Origin of the sequence: Mycobacterium sp. 852002-40037_SCH5390672 (genome assembly GCF_001665875.1) — a bacterium.
Taxonomy (GTDB): domain Bacteria; phylum Actinomycetota; class Actinomycetes; order Mycobacteriales; family Mycobacteriaceae; genus Mycobacterium.
In genome coordinates, this window is the sequence record NZ_LZTA01000102.1 from 1 (window position 1) to 16702 (window position 16702).

18 protein-coding genes and 1 pseudogene are annotated in these 16702 nt (G+C 67.0%); 13 read left to right on the plus strand and 6 right to left on the minus strand.

What is annotated here, in order from left to right; translation table 11 throughout:
- A pseudogene (locus tag A5782_RS19075) lies at positions 1–475 on the plus strand (hypothetical protein); the annotation flags it as partial.
- Positions 475–966, plus strand: a complete 492-nt coding sequence (locus tag A5782_RS19080; RefSeq protein WP_066989009.1) for a mammalian cell entry protein — start codon at positions 475–477, stop codon at positions 964–966. The pseudogene A5782_RS19075 and the gene A5782_RS19080, both read left to right, overlap by 1 nt.
- A gap of 22 nt (positions 967–988) precedes the next feature.
- Here the strand turns inward: A5782_RS19080 and A5782_RS19085 are convergent, their stop codons facing one another.
- From A5782_RS19085 to A5782_RS26275, 3 genes are all read right to left on the minus strand, one after another.
- Positions 989–1567 (minus strand): hypothetical protein, encoded by a 579-nt coding sequence (locus tag A5782_RS19085; RefSeq protein WP_067103506.1) that lies wholly within the window; start codon positions 1565–1567, stop codon positions 989–991.
- An 84-nt stretch (positions 1568–1651) separates the two neighbouring features.
- Entirely contained in the window at positions 1652–3133 is a 1482-nt protein-coding gene (locus tag A5782_RS19090; protein ID WP_067103508.1) for a trehalose-6-phosphate synthase, read from the minus strand.
- Complete coding sequence (locus A5782_RS26275) at positions 3134–3298, minus strand: hypothetical protein (protein WP_156624026.1); 165 nt, start codon at positions 3296–3298, stop codon at positions 3134–3136.
- Positions 3299–3378: 80 nt separating this feature from the next.
- Between A5782_RS26275 and A5782_RS19095 the strand changes: the two genes are divergently transcribed.
- The 5 genes from A5782_RS19095 (at position 3379) to A5782_RS19115 (ending at position 7736) form a co-directional block, all read left to right on the plus strand.
- Positions 3379–4146, plus strand: a complete 768-nt coding sequence (locus A5782_RS19095) for a phosphate ABC transporter ATP-binding protein (protein ID WP_231986732.1) — start codon at positions 3379–3381, stop codon at positions 4144–4146.
- Positions 4143–4931, plus strand: coding sequence for an iron export ABC transporter permease subunit FetB (fetB, locus tag A5782_RS19100; protein WP_067103834.1), 789 nt, complete (start codon positions 4143–4145; stop codon positions 4929–4931). Before A5782_RS19095 ends, fetB begins: the two co-directional genes overlap by 4 nt.
- A gap of 105 nt (positions 4932–5036) precedes the next feature.
- A complete protein-coding gene (locus tag A5782_RS19105; protein WP_067103510.1) occupies positions 5037–5972 on the plus strand; it encodes an enoyl-CoA hydratase in 936 nt (311 codons plus the stop codon).
- Between the two features lie 100 nt (positions 5973–6072).
- Entirely contained in the window at positions 6073–6912 is an 840-nt protein-coding gene (locus A5782_RS19110) for an SDR family oxidoreductase (RefSeq protein WP_067103512.1), read from the plus strand.
- Positions 6913–6944: 32 nt separating this feature from the next.
- Positions 6945–7736, plus strand: a complete 792-nt coding sequence (locus A5782_RS19115; protein ID WP_067103514.1) for an SDR family NAD(P)-dependent oxidoreductase — start codon at positions 6945–6947, stop codon at positions 7734–7736.
- Positions 7737–7769: 33 nt separating this feature from the next.
- Here A5782_RS19115 and A5782_RS19120 read toward each other — a convergent pair whose 3' ends face one another.
- Together A5782_RS19120 and A5782_RS19125 are read right to left on the minus strand one after the other, a co-directional pair.
- Positions 7770–9332, minus strand: a complete 1563-nt coding sequence (locus A5782_RS19120; RefSeq protein WP_156624027.1) for an LCP family protein — start codon at positions 9330–9332, stop codon at positions 7770–7772.
- 346 nt (positions 9333–9678) lie between these two features.
- Positions 9679–9906 (minus strand): hypothetical protein, encoded by a 228-nt coding sequence (locus tag A5782_RS19125; protein WP_067103835.1) that lies wholly within the window; start codon positions 9904–9906, stop codon positions 9679–9681.
- Positions 9907–10011: 105 nt separating this feature from the next.
- Here A5782_RS19125 and A5782_RS19130 point away from each other — a divergent pair, with 105 nt between their 5' ends.
- Both A5782_RS19130 and A5782_RS19135 read left to right on the plus strand, forming a co-directional pair.
- Positions 10012–11163 (plus strand): TDT family transporter, encoded by a 1152-nt coding sequence (locus tag A5782_RS19130; RefSeq protein ID WP_067103517.1) that lies wholly within the window; start codon positions 10012–10014, stop codon positions 11161–11163.
- 301 nt (positions 11164–11464) lie between these two features.
- Entirely contained in the window at positions 11465–11650 is a 186-nt protein-coding gene (locus A5782_RS19135) for a hypothetical protein (RefSeq protein ID WP_067103520.1), read from the plus strand.
- Between the two features lie 14 nt (positions 11651–11664).
- On the opposite strand, the gene A5782_RS19140 is transcribed toward A5782_RS19135, so the two are convergent.
- Complete coding sequence (locus A5782_RS19140; protein ID WP_067103522.1) at positions 11665–13161, minus strand: amidase; 1497 nt, start codon at positions 13159–13161, stop codon at positions 11665–11667.
- A gap of 131 nt (positions 13162–13292) precedes the next feature.
- Between A5782_RS19140 and A5782_RS19145 the strand changes: the two genes are divergently transcribed.
- From A5782_RS19145 to A5782_RS26540, 4 genes are all read left to right on the plus strand, one after another.
- Entirely contained in the window at positions 13293–14168 is an 876-nt protein-coding gene (locus A5782_RS19145; protein WP_197694281.1) for an alpha/beta fold hydrolase, read from the plus strand.
- 88 nt (positions 14169–14256) lie between these two features.
- Entirely contained in the window at positions 14257–14925 is a 669-nt protein-coding gene (locus tag A5782_RS19150; RefSeq protein ID WP_067103526.1) for a S1 family peptidase, read from the plus strand.
- A gap of 180 nt (positions 14926–15105) precedes the next feature.
- Positions 15106–15582 carry a lipoprotein LpqH gene (locus tag A5782_RS19155; RefSeq protein ID WP_067103528.1) on the plus strand — a complete coding sequence of 159 codons (477 nt, stop codon included), beginning with the start codon at positions 15106–15108 and terminating at the stop codon, positions 15580–15582.
- Between the two features lie 40 nt (positions 15583–15622).
- Positions 15623–16603 (plus strand): MAP_0585 family protein, encoded by a 981-nt coding sequence (locus tag A5782_RS26540; RefSeq protein ID WP_067103530.1) that lies wholly within the window; start codon positions 15623–15625, stop codon positions 16601–16603.
- The last annotated feature ends 99 nt before the right edge of the window (positions 16604–16702 follow it).

A 16702-nucleotide genomic window follows, 5' to 3' on the forward strand; every position in this document is an offset into this window, starting at 1 on the left:
TACGCGTCTCGTGGGCTCGGAGATGTGTATAAGAGACAGGCTGAACAAGCAGCGCCGCCACGCCACCGCGGCACAGACGCGCGATCAACGCTTCGTCGACACCGCGACGCAGACGGTGGTCAACATGTTCAGCTATAAGCAGGACAACATCGACGAGAGCGTCAACCGCTTCATCAACGGCACCAGCGGCCCGCTGCGCGGCATGCTCGGCGCCAACAACAACGCCGAGAATCTCAAGGCACTTTTCCGCTCCACCAACGCGACGTCGGAAGCCGTCGTCAACGGCGCTGCATTGGAAGGCGTTGACGCCGTTACCGATAACGCGTCTGTGCTGGTGTCGGTGCGTGTCACGGTCGCCGACATCGACGGCGTCAACAAGCCGTCGATGCCCTATCGCTTGCGCGTCATCGTGCACGAGGACGACGCGGGGAAGATGAGCGGCTACGACCTGAAATATCCCGACGGAGGTAATTGATGCGATGGCGGCGTTGGCTGCTGGTCGTCGCGGGTTACCTCTTGGCCGTGGCGTTCGTCGGGCTGTCCGCGGTGGCCGGCTGGATGTACTGGGACCGCGTGCAGACGCGCGGCGAGCAGGCCGCGCGGGCGGTGCTGCCCGGCCTGGCGGCCAAGGAGATTCCCGAGGTCTTCGCGTACGACTACCAAACGGTTGAACGGAGCCTGTCGGCGGCGTATCCGCTGTTGACCCCGGACTATCGCGCGGAGTTTCAGAAGAGCGCAAACAACCAGATCATCCCCGAGGCCAAGAAGCGCGAAGTGGTGGTCCAGGCCAATGTCGTTGGCGTGGGAGTGATGTCGGCCAAACGGGAATCGGCCTCGGTGATGGTCTTCATGAACCGCACCGTGACCGACAAGTCACGCCAGCCGCTGTATGACGGCAGCCGGTTGCGGGTGGACTTCAAGAAGATCGGCAAGCAGTGGCTGATCGCCTACATCACGCCGATCTAGCCCCACCGAAAATCGATCGACGTCAGTAGCACATGGCAATGCCGTTGCAGTACAACGGGTAACGCTGCACCGGACTGGGCGGCGGCCCGATCATCGCCAGCGAGAACGGTTGCTTCTTCATCTCCGGCTGCATGCCACACACGGGTCCGTGGATGGTGGTGTGGGTGCCGCTCATCGTCTCGTCGCTGAAAGCGAAGGTTTCGTTGGACGGCGCAGTGCCGCCGCCCGGGCAGGCCACACCATTGTCCTTCGTGACCTGGAAGGTCCACAGCATGCTGGACATTCGGGCCCGGCCGCTGAAGTTCTGCAGCTTGTCCGCAGCACTGATCCGCTCATCCGTAAAACTCACGACGTTCAGCGCGCAGTTCATCGCGAACACGATCGGATCGGAGTAGTCGTTCATATTCCGCGTGCCCGAGGGCTGATCGCATATCGCCGTAACGGTCCAGGTAACCCCGGACACGCCGGCCTCGTTGAAGGAGTAATTGCCATCCGCCGGTGGTCCGAGCGCTTTGGCCGGTTGACCGGATTGCAGCGCGATTCCCACCGCGACGGCAGTGAATATCGCGGCACCCGCGGCCATCCCGTGACGGAGCTTCATGTGATACTCCTCCCTCGCGTGCGACGCTGCACCTGAGTATCACAGCGTTTGGGCGCCAACACCATGGGTCCTTGCACCTGCGAACTACTCGGCGTCGCCGGGTCGTGCTTCGGCGAGCGCGTCAAGGAACGACCTCGCCCAGCGGTCGACGTCGTGCGCGAGGACCTGGCGGCGTAGTGACCGCATCCGGCGTCGTCCGTCTTCGACGGTCTGGTTGAGCGCGGCCTCGATCGTGTCCTTGACGCCTTCGAGGTCGTGCGGATTGACCAGATACGCGTGCCGGAGTTCGGCGGCGGCGCCGGTGAATTCGGACAGCACCAGCGCACCGCCGAGATCGCTGCGGCAGGCGACGTACTCCTTGGCGACCAGGTTCATCCCATCGCGCAGCGGGGTGACCAGCATGACGTCGGCGGCCACGAAGAACGCGATGAGTTCGTCGCGGGGGACCGGCCGGTGCAGGTAGTGCACCACCGGATGGCCGACTTCGGCGTACTCGCCGTTGATGTGGCCGACCTGACGTTCGATGTCGTTGCGCAGCTGCTGATAACTGTCCACCCGTTCGCGGCTCGGTGTCGCCAACTGGACCAGCACCGTGTCGTCGCGCTTGGCGCGGCCCTCCGCCAGCAGCTCCGAAAAGGCTTTCAGGCGAACGTCGATGCCCTTGGTGTAGTCGAGCCGGTCGACGCCGAGCAGCATCTTGCGGGGGTTGCCCAACTCGGCGCGCAGCTCCCGGGCGCGGCGCTTGATGTCGCGGTGACGGGCCGCCTGGTCCAGGGAGCTGGAGTCGATGGAGATGGGGAAGGCGCCCACCCGCACGACGCGGGACCCGAGCTCCACCTCGCCGTACCGTGACCGCACTCCCACCGCGCCGCGCGACGTGTTGGCACCGGTCAACCGCCGGGCAAGGAATAGGAAGTTTTGCGCGCCGCCGGCCAGATGGAATCCGACCAGGTCCGCGCCGAGCAGGCCCTCAACGATCTCGGTCCGCCACGGCATCTGCATGAACAGCTCGACCGGCGGGAAGGGGATGTGCAGGAAGAAGCCGATGATCAGGTCGGGCCGCAGTTCGCGCAGCATCGCCGGTACCAGCTGCAACTGGTAGTCCTGCACCCAGACCGTCGCGCCTTCTGCGGCGGCACGAGAGGTGGCTTCGGCGAAGCGGCGATTGACGTCGACGTAGCGCTCCCACCATTCGCGGTGGTAGCTCGGTTTGACGATGACGTCGTGATACAGCGGCCACAGCGTGGCGTTGGAGAAACCCTCGTAGTATTCGGCGACGTCGTCGGAGCTCAGTTTGACCGGCCGAAGCTCCAGGTCCTCCTGGACGATCGGCTCGCCCTCGTGGTCGGTGTCCTCGTCGACGACCCCAGCCCAGCCAACCCACGCCCCACGCCGGCGGCGCAGCAGCGGCTCGAGCGCCGTGACCAATCCGCCGGGGCTGCGTTTCCACGCCGTGGTGCCGTCGGGAAGCCGCTCTTGGTCCACCGGCAACCGGTTGGCGACTACGACGAAGTCGGAATTCCCGTAGTCGGCCGACTTCGAGCTTCGCCCTCCCCCTGGAGACATTTACACGTCGAGTTTCGAAGGCCCAATACCCAGCATGGACAGAAACACCCGGCACTCGTCGGCGTCGGTGGCGTACGCCGCGACGACCCGCCTGGCCTGGCTCGCAGTGCTGTCGGCCACCGGCTCGACGTCGTCGATTTCGCCAGGATCAGATTTCGTAGGCATGACTTAACTGTAGGCGACGCCGGTGACCGGTCGCAGCCCGTCTCGCCAGCTAACGGGTGCTAGCCGCATTTATGGCTGGTTTGCAGGTGTTCGCCGCGCCGCTCGCGAAGACGCGATCGGCGGTACCCGTCGTGATGCAGGATAAGCGGGTGGTTGACGAGGGCGCCGATAACGACATGGTGTTCGAGTTCCTCGATGTCGTCGTGGAACGGCAAGGGGTGCGTGCGCTGGACGGGCTGACCGCCTGCATCCCGGGTCACGGTGTGACGGCGGTGTTCGGCCCGTCGGGCTCGGGCAAATCGACCCTGCTTCGGCTGTGCAACCGGCTGGAGCTGCCGACGAGCGGGCGGGCGTCTTTCTATGGTTCGGACATCGCCGCGCTCGACCCGCTGTGGCTGCGACGCCGGGTGGGCATGTGCTTCCAGCGTCCGACGCCGTTTCCGGGCACCGTCGCCGACAACCTGCGGGCCGCCGCCCCGGACGCATCCGACGCGCGGATGCGAGACGTGCTGGCCCGGGTCGCGTTGACCGGATCGTGGTTGGACCGCGACGTGGCCGGGCTCTCGGGTGGCGAAGCGCAACGGGTGTGCCTGGCCCGCACCTTGATGGCGCAACCCCGGGTGCTGCTGCTGGATGAACCCACCTCCGCCGTCGACACCGAAGCGGCCGAAGTCATCGAGTGCGCGGTGCGTGATCTGGCCGCCGACGGCACCCCCGCCCTGTGGGTCACCCATAACTCGGCGCAGGTGAAGAGGGCCGCCGACCGGGTCCTGCGCCTGAAGTCCGGCCGCAGCCTGGGACTGGGCCCGGTCGCCTCCAGGCCCGGCGACGGATCGGTGGCGTGGTGAACGGTCAAGTCGGCTGGGTGGGCCTGGCGACGTCGCTGATCCTGGTGGCGTTCGCGGCCGGGATCTCAGTGTGGCGGCGGTTGGGTTTGGAGCGGCAACTGCTGTGGGCCGCGGCGCGCGCGCTGGTGCAGTTGCTGCTCGTGGGCGGTGCGCTGACGCTGCTGTTCGAGCCGGGCCGTTCGCTGTGGTGGTCGTGGGCGTGGGTCGCCGGGATGGTGGCCTACGCCGGAGATGTCGCCCGCCGCAGGGCACCGGAGGTGCCGCGGTTTGCGCCGCTGGCCGTTGCCGCGTTCGCCGGCGCTGCGGTGGTGACGCTGGGGGTGATCTTCGGTCTGCGAGTGTTCCCACTGCAGGGGCGCACCCTGGTGCCGGTCGCCGGGATGATGATCGGCAACTCGATGACCGCCATGGTGCTGGTGGCTCGGCGGTTGGTCGACGAGCTGCGCGACAAACGCGACGAGGTCGAAGCCCGCCTGGCACTGGGCCAGCCCTCCGGACAGGCCGCGTCCCCGTACCTGCGAATCGCCTTGCGCTCGGCGATATCTCCGCAGATCGAAACGACCAAAGCCACCGGCCTGGTATTCCTGCCGGGCGCCATGACCGGCCTCATCCTCGCCGGGGTGCCGCCGTTGCAGGCCGTGTTGGTACAGGCCGTGGTGATGTTCTTGATCCTGGGTTCGGTCGCGGCCACCACGGTGGTCGTCGCGATGGGCATCGTCCGGCTGGTGTTCACCCGCGACCATCGGCTGCTGCCGCTGGGCCGGCGGCCCGAGACCGCAGGGTGATGCGCGGCTGGTAGGGCCGGCGGCTGATCACCCCAGCGACGACCGGTTACACACTGGCCGTAATGTGTAAACGAGTCGGAGCTGACAACAAGCGAGGTGGGCGGAATGACTCTCTCCGAGCAAGCCGGCGCGCAGGCGGCCAATGCCGGCGCCGAGGAGCTGGTTACCTATGAAACTCTGGACGATGGTCTCATCGCCCGGATCTGGCTCAATCGGCCCGACGCTCACAACGCGCAGAGCCGCGGCCTGCTGGTTCAGCTCGACGAGGCGTTCCTGCGCGCCGAGGCCGACGACACCGTGCGGGTGGTGATTCTGGCCGCACGCGGCAAGAACTTCTCCGCCGGTCACGACCTCGGCTCGGAGTTGGCGCTCGCCGAGCGGGCGCCCGGAGCGGGGCAGCATCCGACGTTTCGGATCAACGGCGCCACCCGCGATCCGGTCGCAGAGAAGACCTATCTGCAGGAGTGGCATTACTTCTTCCAAAACACTTGCCGCTGGCGCGATCTGCGCAAGATCACCATCGCCCAGGTTCAAGGCAACGCCATCTCGGCCGGCCTGATGTTGATCTGGGCGTGCGATCTGATCGTCGCCGCCGACAATGCGAAGTTCAGCGACGTGGTCGGCGTCCGGATGGGCATGCCGGGCGTCGAATACTACGCTCACCCTTGGGAATTCGGCCCCCGCAAGGCCAAAGAGCTGCTGCTGACCGGTGATGCGCTGGACGCCGACGAGGCCTACCGCCTCGGCATGGTTTCCAAGGTCTTCCCTGCCGACGAATTAACGGACAAGACACTGGAATTCGCGCGCCGCATCGCTGAGCGGCCGACGATGGCCGCCATGCTGATCAAGGATTCGGTCAACGCGGCGGCTGATGCGATGGGCTTCACCGAGGCGTTGCGGCACGCGTTCCACATTCACGAATTGGGTCACGCGCACTGGGCGGCCCACAACGAGAACAGGTATCCGGTCGGCCTGCCGCCCGACGTCGAGGATTGGCGCAACGCCAAGCCGACCAAGCTTGCCCGTCGCGACATCCCGTAGCCGGGGCCCCCCTCTGGTCACATGTTCGGGGGAGTCGTCACCACCGGCAACGGCGCATGGTTCGATGACTAGAACCTGTTTCAGTTGAGAGGCGGCTTGCGTGCAGCTTTCTTTCGAAGACCGGACTTATCTGATCACCGGTGGCGGTAGCGGAATCGGCAAGGGCGTCGCCGCCGGGCTGGTCGCCGCCGGCGCCTCGGTCATGATCGTCGGCCGCAACGCCGACCGACTCGCCGGGGCCGTCAAGGAGATCGAAGCCCTGCCCGGTGGCGGCTCCATTCGCTACGAGCCCGCCGATGTCACGAGCGAGGACGAGGTGGTCCGTGCGGTCGACGCGGCCACGGCCTGGCACGGCCGGCTGCACGGCGCGGTGCATTGCGCGGGTGGCTCTCTGACCGTGGGACCGATCACCCATACCGACTCGGAGGCCTGGCGAAACACCGTAGACCTCAACGTCAACGGCACCATGTACGTGCTCAAGCATGTGGGGCGCGAGTTGGTGCGTGGTGGTGGCGGCTCGTTCATCGGGATCTCGTCGATCGCGGCCAGCAACACCCACCGCTGGTTCGGGCCCTACGGGGTCACCAAGTCGGCGATCGATCACATGATGATGCTGGCCGCCGACGAACTCGGCCCGTCATGGGTGCGGGTCAACAGCATCCGGCCCGGCCTGATCCGCACCGATCTGGTCGACGCGAGCGTGATCCAATCGCCGGAGATCAGCGGCGACTACGCCCTTTGCACTCCGCTGCCGCGAGTCGGCGAGGTTGAAGACGTCGCCAACCTGGCGATGTTCCTACTCAGCGACGCGGCCGCCTGGATCACCGGCCAGTGCATCAACGTCGACGGTGGACACATTTTGCGCCGCGGTCCGGATTACTCCTCGATGATGGTGCAGATGTACGGCGCCGACGCGCTGCGCGGAGTGGTGACACCCTGACCCGTCGCCACGCCTAGGGAACCGGAGATGCAATGAAGCGACTCGAGGGCAAGCGGATCCTGGTGACGGGCGCCGCGTCGGGTATCGGCCAGGCCACCGCGCTGCGCTTGCTGGAGGAGGGTGCCGCCGTCGTGGCCTCCGACGTCGCGGCCGACGGCTTGGACAACACCAGGGCGCGGGCAAAAGAGGCCGGCACCGCCGACCGGCTCACCACCGTGCCGATGGATGTCGGCAGCGAGGATTCGGTGAGCGACGGGGTATGCCTGGCCGTCGAGCAACTGGGCGGGCTTGACTCGCTGGTGAATGCCGCCGGCATCCTGCGGGCCGCGCACACCCACGAGACCAGCCTCGAACTCTGGAACCAGATCGTCGGCGTGAACCTGACCGGGACCTTCCTGGTGGTCCGGGAAGCGCTACCGTCCCTGCTGGCGAATTCGCGCAGCGCGATCGTGAACTTCAGTTCCACGTCGGCCTCGTTCGCCCATCCCTATATGGCCGCCTACGCCGCGAGCAAGGGCGGGATCCAGGCCTTCACGCACTCGCTGGCGCTCGAATACGCACGCGACGGCCTGCGCGCGGTGTGCGTGGCGCCGGGCAGCATCAAGTCCGGGATCACCGACGCCACCGGCGGGTACATTCCCAAAGACGCTGACTGGTCGCTGTTTTCGAGGCTGATGCCGGTGCTACCGACCACGGTCGAATCCAGCGGCACCGGGATGGCCGATCCCACCGCCGTCGCGGGTGTGATCGCCATGCTGGTATCAGACGACGGGGCGTTCATCACCGGCACCGAAATCCGCATCGACGGCGGCACGCATGCTTGACGGCGGCGACCCGCTGCGCCCGGCTTCGCCGCGCTAGTTAACGCACGGCACGCCGCCGCCATCGATCGGCTTTCCCTGATCGGGCGTCGGATAGGTCGTGGTCGTGCCGTTGTAGTAGTAGCTCTTCGCCTTGGTCGACGTCGTGCTCGAGCTGGTGCTCGTCGTGTCGTCCATCTGAGTCTCGTCGTTTGTGGGCATCGTGAAATTGGTATCCACGGTCACCCGGATGTGTCCGGACTGCACGCTGGGGCTGGGTTGCTTAGGCGCGTCCACGCCGAGCAGGTTGGCCAGATTTTGCGCATCGGTCTGCGCACCGGCGCCGTATTCCACCGTGGTGGTCGTCGGGTCGCCGGATTCGCGATCGCGGACCTGGCCCGGGGTGTAGCCCTTCTTTTTCAGCGCGCGCGATACCTCGGTGGCCAGACCGCTCATGCTGCCGGAGTTCACCACGTCGACGACGGTGGACGGATCTGGCTTCACGGCGGTGGTGGTCGTCGCGGTCGTCGGGATGTCGGCGCCAATCGCCGCCGCCACCTCGGCCTTGATCGCCGCTGGGTCGACGATGTTGACGTCTTGTCCGTCGATGTTGTCGTAGCGCACCACCGGCAGCGTCCGGAATTCGACGTTGCCGCCGGCCAGCCCGCCGAGCCGTTGGATCATGTCGTCGTTCCAGCCCGCCGAGAGCACCACGTCTTTGCGGGCCACCGCCATCAGGTTCTTGAGCTTGTCGATGTTGCTGAAGGTGCCCGCGGCCTGCAGCTCCTGCATGACCGACGAGATGAACGCCTGCTGCCGGTGCGTGCGGTCCAGATCCCCGTTCTCCAGGCCGTGACGCTGCCGGACAAACGACAGCGCCTCGGACGCGTCCAGCCGCTGCCGCCCGGCCGGGAAGTCGGCCCCGGAATACGAATCGTAGACGGGGTGATTCAGGCACACGTCAACGCCGCCGAGGGTCTGCGCCAGATCGAAGAACCCGGCCAGATTGACCTCGGCGAAGTAGTCGATGGGAACACCTGTCAGGCTTCGCACCGCGCGCAGCGTCGCCGCCCGGCCGGCTTCGCGCCCCTTGGTCTCGAGTTCTTTCTGAGTGGCGCTGCCCTGGTTGGCCAGCTTTTGGGCGACGTACTGTTTCGTCAGCCCGTATGCCTCTTTGATCTTGATGTGGTTGTATCCCGGGACCCCGGTGAAGGGCACCCAGTCGTCGCGCGGGATCGAGAAAGCGACGACTTTGTTGTCGGCGCTGACGTGCACCAGGATCATCGTGTTGGTGTTGTAGCCACCGTCGTCGGAATCGCCGGCGTGCAGATGCTTGAGGATCGAATTGGGCAGGTCGTTGCCGTCCTGATCTTTGCGCGAGTCCAGCCCGATCAGCAGGATGTTCATGTTGTCGCCGCTGGACCTGGGATCGTCGGGCTGCAGCGCGTTCGACACCGTGATGCCGCCCAGCGCACCGTGCGCCACGTAATATCCCGCCCCGGTCAGACCCACGGCCGCCACGGAGACTAGCGCGCCCAGGGTGCGGGTCAGCCCTTTGCGGAGACGTGAGGGTTGACGGACGGCTCGATGACGGCGATGGGCGCCGCCCGAGCGGGCCATCACAAACCTCTGCCCACGCCCAGCACATCACCGGGCACCGCAACGGTGCTTTGCGGCGATGTCGCTTCAAGCATGGTGACAAGTATGCGTTAGCTTGCTATGAAGCCCCCAATCGAGAGCACCCGTCACACGGTCGGCGGGAGCACGTTCGTCGGGACGGGCGGGCGCGATTCGTGCTTCCCATCCTCGCTCTACCAGCATGTTTTGCCCTGTTGTGGCCGCCATGGTCTCGGGCATGTCTCGAGCCGGCCACGTGGTCGCCCGGATCGAGCCGAAGATGTTACCGAGCGGATACCGCCCAGCGGGCGCGGTCGCATCGACATGGCCAGCAAACCGCCGCCACCCGCTAGCGGGCTTTGACCAGGTCCTCACCCGAGGAGTAAAAGAGTGTCAGGTTGGCGCCGGTGACGATTTCAGCGAGGTAGACGCCGACCGGTTCGACCTCGTAGTAGTAATGGATATTGCCGTCGGTATCCAGCGTCGACGCGCACGAAAAGCCCGGCGCACCGCATCGCTGCTTGATGGGCACCGCGAGGACGGCAAAGAGCACGACGACGGCAACACCGACGATCATCGGGATCCTGTTGACCGCCGACCCCGGTTGCGCCGGATTGACCACGGTTGGAGTGTATGCGGCTGATCCAGCGGTAGGCCCGCGCGGCCAGTAGGTTCTTCAGCTGTGGCCACCGCAGACCCGCACGACGCAGCCCCGGCGCACACCCGGGTCGAGGTACTCGGCAACATCGGACCCAACTGGTTCGCCTCGGTGATGGGCACCGGGATCGTCGCGATCGCCGGCGCCACCCTGCCCGTCCACGTCGCGGGGCTGCGGGCCTTCGCGCAAGTGGTCTGGGTGGTCGCGGCCGCGCTGCTGGTGGCGCTGATCGTGGTGGTCGGCGGCCACTGGTTCCGCCATCCGACCGTGGCGCGCACCCACGCGCGCAATCCGCAGATGGCCCACTTCTACGGCGCCGCCCCCATGGCGCTGATGACGGTCGGCGCGGGGGCCGTGCTGGTCGGCAGGGACCTGCTCGGGGAGCGCATCGCGGTCGATGTCGACTGGGTGCTGTGGATCGGCGGCACTCTCGGCGGGCTGTTCACCGCCGTCAGCATTCCGTTCCTCATGTTCACCCAGCACGCCGTCGAGCCCGACGCGGCGTTCGGTGGATGGTTGATGCCGGTCGTTCCCCCCATGGTGACCGCGGCGACGGGCGCGCTGCTGCTACCTCATATGGCGGCGGGCACGGGTCGAGCGACCATGCTGTACGGCTGCTACGCGATGTTCGGGTTGTCGTTGGTGGCTTCGCTGAACATCATCGCAATGATCTGGAGCCGCCTGACCCTATTCGGCACCTCGGGCTCCGCGCGGGTGCCGACGTTGTGGATCGTGTTGGGTCCGCTCGGCCAATCCATCACGGCCGCAGGGATTTTGGGGGCCAATGCGGCATTGGCCGTCGACGCGGAGCTGGCCGAGGACCTGAACGCCTTCGCGATCCTCTACGGCGTCCCGGTGTGGGGTTTCGCGGTGTTGTGGATCGCGCTGGCGACCGCGTTGACGGTTCGCACGCTGCGGCGGGGAATGCCATTCGCGTTGACGTGGTGGAGCCTGACCTTTCCGGTCGGAACCTTCGTCACGGGGACCTCTCAACTCGCCGGGCACACCCATCTGCCTGCGTTCAAAGTGGCGGCGGGTGTCGCCTACGCGGGTCTGCTGTTCACCTGGTTGCTGGTGACCGTTCGGACCGCGCGGGGCAGCCTGCGCGGCAACCTGCTCATGGTGGCGCCCAGCACCGCGCCGATCAAGGCTCACAAGGACCCGGCTCGTCGCTAGGGGCGTCGCCGAGGTCGGTCCGGTATCGCCGCGGGCGTTTGGGTGCCCCGGTACGGCGGGTACGCGGCCATGAGCCGAGCAAAGGACTGAGCATGATCGATACCCGCCTCAGGCCGTTTTCGGCGGAGCGGCCGGAAAATTCGGAGCCCCCGCAGGGTACTCCCGGCGAGACGCCGGAGCGGCTCACGCCGGCGGAGACGCCCGAACGGCTCACGCCGGCAGAACCGCCCGAGCGCTTGACGCCATCGGAATCACCCGAGCGTCAGGCGCCGGAATAACGAAACAGGATTGGAGAGCAGACATGCGCGCCGAGGAAGGCGACGAATCCGTCAAGGATTACGCGAGCGAGGGACGAGAAGCCTTGGGCCGTATCAAGGGTTCGCAGCACGCGGGCGGTCGCCTCGGCGACATCGCCCGACGCTTCGCCGGCTTGTGGCGGGGCCAGCGGGGCCAGCGGGGCCCCGAAGACGCGGGACCTGGCGCCTGAGACGCGTCGAAGGGCTAATCCGGTGCCGCGACTGGTGCCGGATGCCGGTGGGCCCACGGCCGCGCCTCTTCGAGTTGCGCGGCCAACTGCAGCAGATCGCCGTCTGAGCCGAGCTTCCCGACGAATTGCACACCCAGGGGAAGTCCGGCGTCCGTCCAATGCAGGGGCACACTGATCGCGGGGCGGCCGGTGAGATTGGCGAGTTGCGTATAGGGCACCCAGCCCAAACTCTCCTGAATGAGGTCGTCGAGAATTCCGCTGAGCCCCATGAGTTTTCCGGCCCGGACCTTGCTGACCAGCCGGGCCACTCGCTGCAGTACGGCCGACGTTGTCGTGGCGCCGACCGCAAGGGGAGGAGCGGCCAGGGTGGGGGTCAAAAAGAAGTCGTAGCTGTCGTGAAACGCCGCCAGGGATTGGATGTAATCGTTCCTGTTTTCCAGCGCGGACATGACCGGCAACACACCGCCGGACCGGCCGAGTTCGGCGATGGCCAAGGTATCGGCCTCAAAGTCGTTGTCGTGGGCACCAATTCGTTTCCTGATGTCGGCGACTTGCTGGTGCAGCTGGGCGAACCAGATGGTCAGAAAGTCACGCCCCAGCGCGGCGTCGTCGTAGGGCGGTGCGACCTCCTCGACCCGATGACCCAGCTCGTCAAGGAGTGCCGCGGCCGCTTCGACCGCGGCGACGGCCTCGCGGTCCGGCCGCGCGTTGATGGCCGAGCGTGCCGAGTATCCGATCTTCAGGGTTTGCGGCCGATGCTTGATTTGTTCACCAAAGAGATTGTCGGGCAACGCTACTCGGTAGGCGGCGCCAGGGTCAGGTCCGACGATCGCGTCGAGTAGCGCCGCGCTGTCGCGCACGGTGCGTGACACCACTCCCTGCGTCGCCATGCCCAACAACAGTTCACCGGTCTGCGGGCCGTAGGGCGCCAATCCCCGACTGGGTTTGAGCCCCACCAGCCCGTTGCAGGCGGCGGGGATGCGGATCGATCCACCGCCGTCGTTGGCGCCCGCGGCGGGAACGATGCCCGCCGCCACCGCCGCCCCGGACCCGCCCGACGAGCCGCCGGGCGTGTGCCCGGTGTTCCAGGGATTACGGGCCGGGCCCCAGTAATCGGGTTCGGTCACGCCTTTGGCCCCGAACTCCGGGGTATTGGTCTTGCCGAAGATCACCAGGCCCGCGTCGAGGAAACGCTGTGTGACCAGCGCGTGCCGGTCAGCCACGTCATGAGCGAGCGAGCGGGATCCGCACGAGGTCGCAAAGCCACGGTATTCCTGGCCGAGGTCTTTGAGCAGGAACGGCACACCGGCGAACGGCCCGCTCAGGGTTGGGTCGGCGGCTTGCCGGTCGGCGACGCCGTCGAGGCGGCAGACGATGGCGTTCAGTCGTGGATTCACCGCATCCGCTCGTTGCCGCGCCAACGCGAGAAGCTCCGCAGGGGTGACCTGCTTGCGCGCGACCAACTCGGCGAGGGCGGTCGCATCCAGCGACATGTACTCGTCAAGATGCATGCGTTCTCCTTCGCTCCGGTCCGGTTCCGCGCGGCGCCGGCAACGCTTGGCACCCTCCGAATTGACGCCGCCGCATGCCGTTGACGTTAAGCCAACGCGAGCTTTTCGTGGGTGCGCCTTAGTATCACCTGATGCCCACGGCAGCTGAACCGTTTACGATCCAGGGCCCCGGCGGGGTGCAGATCGTCGCTGACCGCCTCGGGGATCCGCACGCGCGCGCCGTGGTGTTCTTGCACGGCGGCGGACAGACCCGCCGGTCCTGGGGTAAGGCGGCCGCCGCTGTCGCCGCCCGTGGCTGGCAGGCCGTCACCGTCGACCTGCGCGGCCATGGCGAATCGGATTGGTCCGGCGACGGCGACTATCGCGTCGTCAGTTTCGCCGCCGACGTCCAAGAAGTGCTCCGCACGCTGCCCCCGCAGCCGGTTCTTGTCGGTGCCTCCCTGGGCGGTTTCACGTCGATGCTGCTCGCCGGAGAGCTGTCGCCGGGCATCGCCAGTGCGGTCGTGTTGGTGGACATCGTGCCCAACATGGACCAGTCCGGGGCGAACCGGATACATGCCTTCATGGCCGACCGGGTCGAGTCGGGTTTCAGCTCACTCGACGAAGTCGCCGATGCGATCGCCGAATACAACCCGCACCGGCCGCGGCCAACCGATCTGGAAGGACTGACCACCAACCTGCGTCGCCGCGGTGATCGCTGGTACTGGCATTGGGATCCGCAATTCATCAGCGGCACTGCGGCTTTCCCTCCTTTCGAGGTCACCGACCCCGATCGGATGCACGCCGCCGTCGAGGCGATCCTGCGCAGCGGGGTGCCCATCCTGCTGATCCGCGGCCAGATGAGCGACCTGGTCAGCCAGGAGCGCGCCGACGAATTCCTCGCACGTTTCCCACAGGTCGAATTCACCGACGTCCGCGGTGCGGGGCACATGGTGGCCGGCGACCGCAAGGACATCTTTGCCGGCGCTGTGCTGGACTTCCTTGCCCGGCATGTCGACGCCGAGTGAACCACGTGCACGGAACAGATTGGTCGCCACCTCATTTCGGGTGGGCAGCGCTGCTACTATCTGCCGGGCGCAAGCGGAGGGGGACGGCGTGACCATAGCGTGGTTGCGGGGATTGGGGCTCTTAGCGGCCGTGACGGTGGCCGCGACGACGGTGGCGAAAACCGCTGTGGCAGCGCCACCCCCGGCTCTGCCGTCGCCGCCGCCGGCGCCGGGCATTGGAGTCGATCACGAATCCGGCAGGTGCACAGCTGGATTCGCAGCGCAGGGTTCCGACGGCAGTTATTACCTGATGACCAGCGGGCACTGCGACGCGCACGACGGCACCGAGTGGACGTACGGCAACGATGCTCCCCTGGGCAGGATCTCCGCCAGCGAGCATGAGGGCGATAAGAGAGACGCCGCGATCATCCGTCTGGAGCCCAGTGTCGGCATGCCCGTGGGTGACGTCGGCGGCAGGTACCAGGTTCGGGATGTGTTGAGCCGCCAGCAGATTCAGGTCGGTATGCCGTTCTGCAAGGTCGGCGCGGTGACTGGTGAGACGTGTGGCGCCATCAAAGGCATCAATGGTGACGTCGTCGAAGCCAGTGTGTTCAGTCTGGACGGCGACAGCGGCAGTCCCGGTTTCGTGATGAACCCGGACGGCACCGTCAGCGCGGTCGGCCTGTTGATGTCATCGCCCGATGGTGACGACTACACGACCTACTTCATGCTCATCAATCCGCTGCTGGGCAAGTGGGGGCTTCGCGTTCTTCCGTGAGACGCGCACACGGGCTGGTGACCAGGCCCGCGGCACGTAACGTAGCGTTTGCAAACCTGGGGTACCGGGTACCAGGTGGACCGGCCGTAACGCGTCGGCCCGCAGGGGCAGGTAGTCCACCTGTGTTGACGCGGCCAACGTGAAGAGGCAGCGGAACCAGCGACACGAAGGGAAGCAGTAGTGAAGCGTGGGATCGTGGTCGGCGTAGCCGGCGTGGCCCTGGTGGTCGCCGCCAGCGCCGGATGTTCGAGCAACAAATCCAATACCGGGTCGTCCGGCTCGTCGTCCTCCGCGGCGCCAGCAGCAGCGGGCCCGGTGCTCATCGTCGACGGTCAGAACCAGAACATCAGCGGGCAGGTCACCTGCACCGCGGCGGGTGACAACACCAACATCGGCATCGGTGACCCGACCGCCGGACTCGGCGCCGTGGTCAGCAACGGCAACCCGCCGCTGGTGCACTCCGTCGGATTGGGCACCGTCAACGGCGTCGCGCTCGGTTTCTCCGACGCCGCGCCCAACCAGAGCGGCAGTGCCGGGGCCGCGGTGAAGGGCAAAGACTGGGCGATCAAGGGCACCGCCACCGGTACCGACATGAGCAACCCGCAGCAACCGCAGCAGGTCACCAAGCCATTCGAGTTGGACGTCACCTGCCCGTAGTGCAGGCCGATAACTCCCAAGAGGGGACACAGCTATGTCTATGAAACGTGTCGTCAGCGCTGCCGCGTTGGCTGCCGGCCTGAGTATCTCGGCGGCGACGCTGAACGCCGGGTCGGCCTACTCCGCTCCACTGGATCCGCCGCCCCCGTGCCCGAATTGCCACGGCGGTGGTGGCGGCGGCGGGGGCAACCCCGGCGGCCCGGGCGTACAGGCGGGCGGCGGCGTCCAGGTGGGCGGTGGCCAGAACCCGCAGAACCCCCCGCCGACCCACGACGCCCCGAGCACCCAGAGCCAGCCACCGGCCACCCAGAGCCAGCCGCCGGCCAGCCAGCCCCAGAGTCAGCCGCCGGCCAGCCAGCCCCAGAGTCAACCGCCGGCCAGCCAGACCCAGAGTCAACCGCCGGCCAGCCAGACCCAGAGTCAGCCGCCGGCCACCCAAAGCACACAGCCTCAGTGGTCACGGGGCAGCGAGCCGCAAACCACCCAGCCCGGGGTGCAAACGACGCCGCCGAGTGCGCAAACCACCGCGCCCGCGGGTGGACAGACCACCCAGCCGGGTGAGCACGGCCAAAACCCGCCGCCGAACGACAACCGGCAGCGGTATGCGGACATGCATCCGCCGGCCACGCAGCCGCCGCACCCGCCGTACATTCCGCGCCACGACGTGGTCACTGCCAACGCGCAGATCGGTGGTCCCGCCGGTCCGGATGTCCAATTCAGCATCCCCGGTCGCGGGGCGCCGCCGCCGCCGCGCGAGCACGGCTACGGCTGGAACGACGGCCGCGCTCCCGGCCACCCGCCGCCACACTGGGAGGGCCCGCCGCCTCGGGGCGGCTGGGACGGTCCGCCGCCCCCGGGAGGCTGGAACCGGCCGTGGGACGGACCGCCGCGTGACGTCGCGGTGGCACGGGCCGACTTCGGACCCTTCAACTACAACACCTTTACCGTCATCCCGGTCTTCAACTGGCAGTACGGCGGTTGGGGTTACTGGTTCTTCGGTGTCTGGGTGCCCCTGTACTGATCCAGTACTGGTCACCTGAACCGTCAGCGGGCGCAGCCGTAACTCGGTGTGCCCGCTGACGCGTCTTCCGGGCTTGTGTGGACCCGGCGGCAAGAGCTC

Excerpts from the sequence above, each read along its gene's own strand:
- A5782_RS19080 (WP_066989009.1), top strand. The coding sequence starts at position 475 with ATGCGATGGCGGCGTTGGCTGCTGGTCGTCGCGGGTTACCTCTTGGCC.
- A5782_RS19085 (WP_067103506.1), bottom strand. The coding sequence starts at position 1,567 with ATGAAGCTCCGTCACGGGATGGCCGCGGGTGCCGCGATATTCACTGCC.
- A5782_RS19090 (WP_067103508.1), bottom strand. The coding sequence starts at position 3,133 with ATGTCTCCAGGGGGAGGGCGAAGCTCGAAGTCGGCCGACTACGGGAAT.
- A5782_RS26275 (WP_156624026.1), bottom strand. The coding sequence starts at position 3,298 with ATGCCTACGAAATCTGATCCTGGCGAAATCGACGACGTCGAGCCGGTG.
- A5782_RS19105 (WP_067103510.1), top strand. The coding sequence starts at position 5,037 with ATGACTCTCTCCGAGCAAGCCGGCGCGCAGGCGGCCAATGCCGGCGCC.
- A5782_RS19115 (WP_067103514.1), top strand. The coding sequence starts at position 6,945 with ATGAAGCGACTCGAGGGCAAGCGGATCCTGGTGACGGGCGCCGCGTCG.
- A5782_RS19120 (WP_156624027.1), bottom strand. The coding sequence starts at position 9,332 with ATGGCCCGCTCGGGCGGCGCCCATCGCCGTCATCGAGCCGTCCGTCAA.
- A5782_RS19125 (WP_067103835.1), bottom strand. The coding sequence starts at position 9,906 with ATGATCGTCGGTGTTGCCGTCGTCGTGCTCTTTGCCGTCCTCGCGGTG.
- A5782_RS19135 (WP_067103520.1), top strand. The coding sequence starts at position 11,465 with ATGCGCGCCGAGGAAGGCGACGAATCCGTCAAGGATTACGCGAGCGAG.
- A5782_RS19140 (WP_067103522.1), bottom strand. The coding sequence starts at position 13,161 with ATGCATCTTGACGAGTACATGTCGCTGGATGCGACCGCCCTCGCCGAG.
- A5782_RS19145 (WP_197694281.1), top strand. The coding sequence starts at position 13,293 with ATGCCCACGGCAGCTGAACCGTTTACGATCCAGGGCCCCGGCGGGGTG.
- A5782_RS26540 (WP_067103530.1), top strand. The coding sequence starts at position 15,623 with ATGAAACGTGTCGTCAGCGCTGCCGCGTTGGCTGCCGGCCTGAGTATC.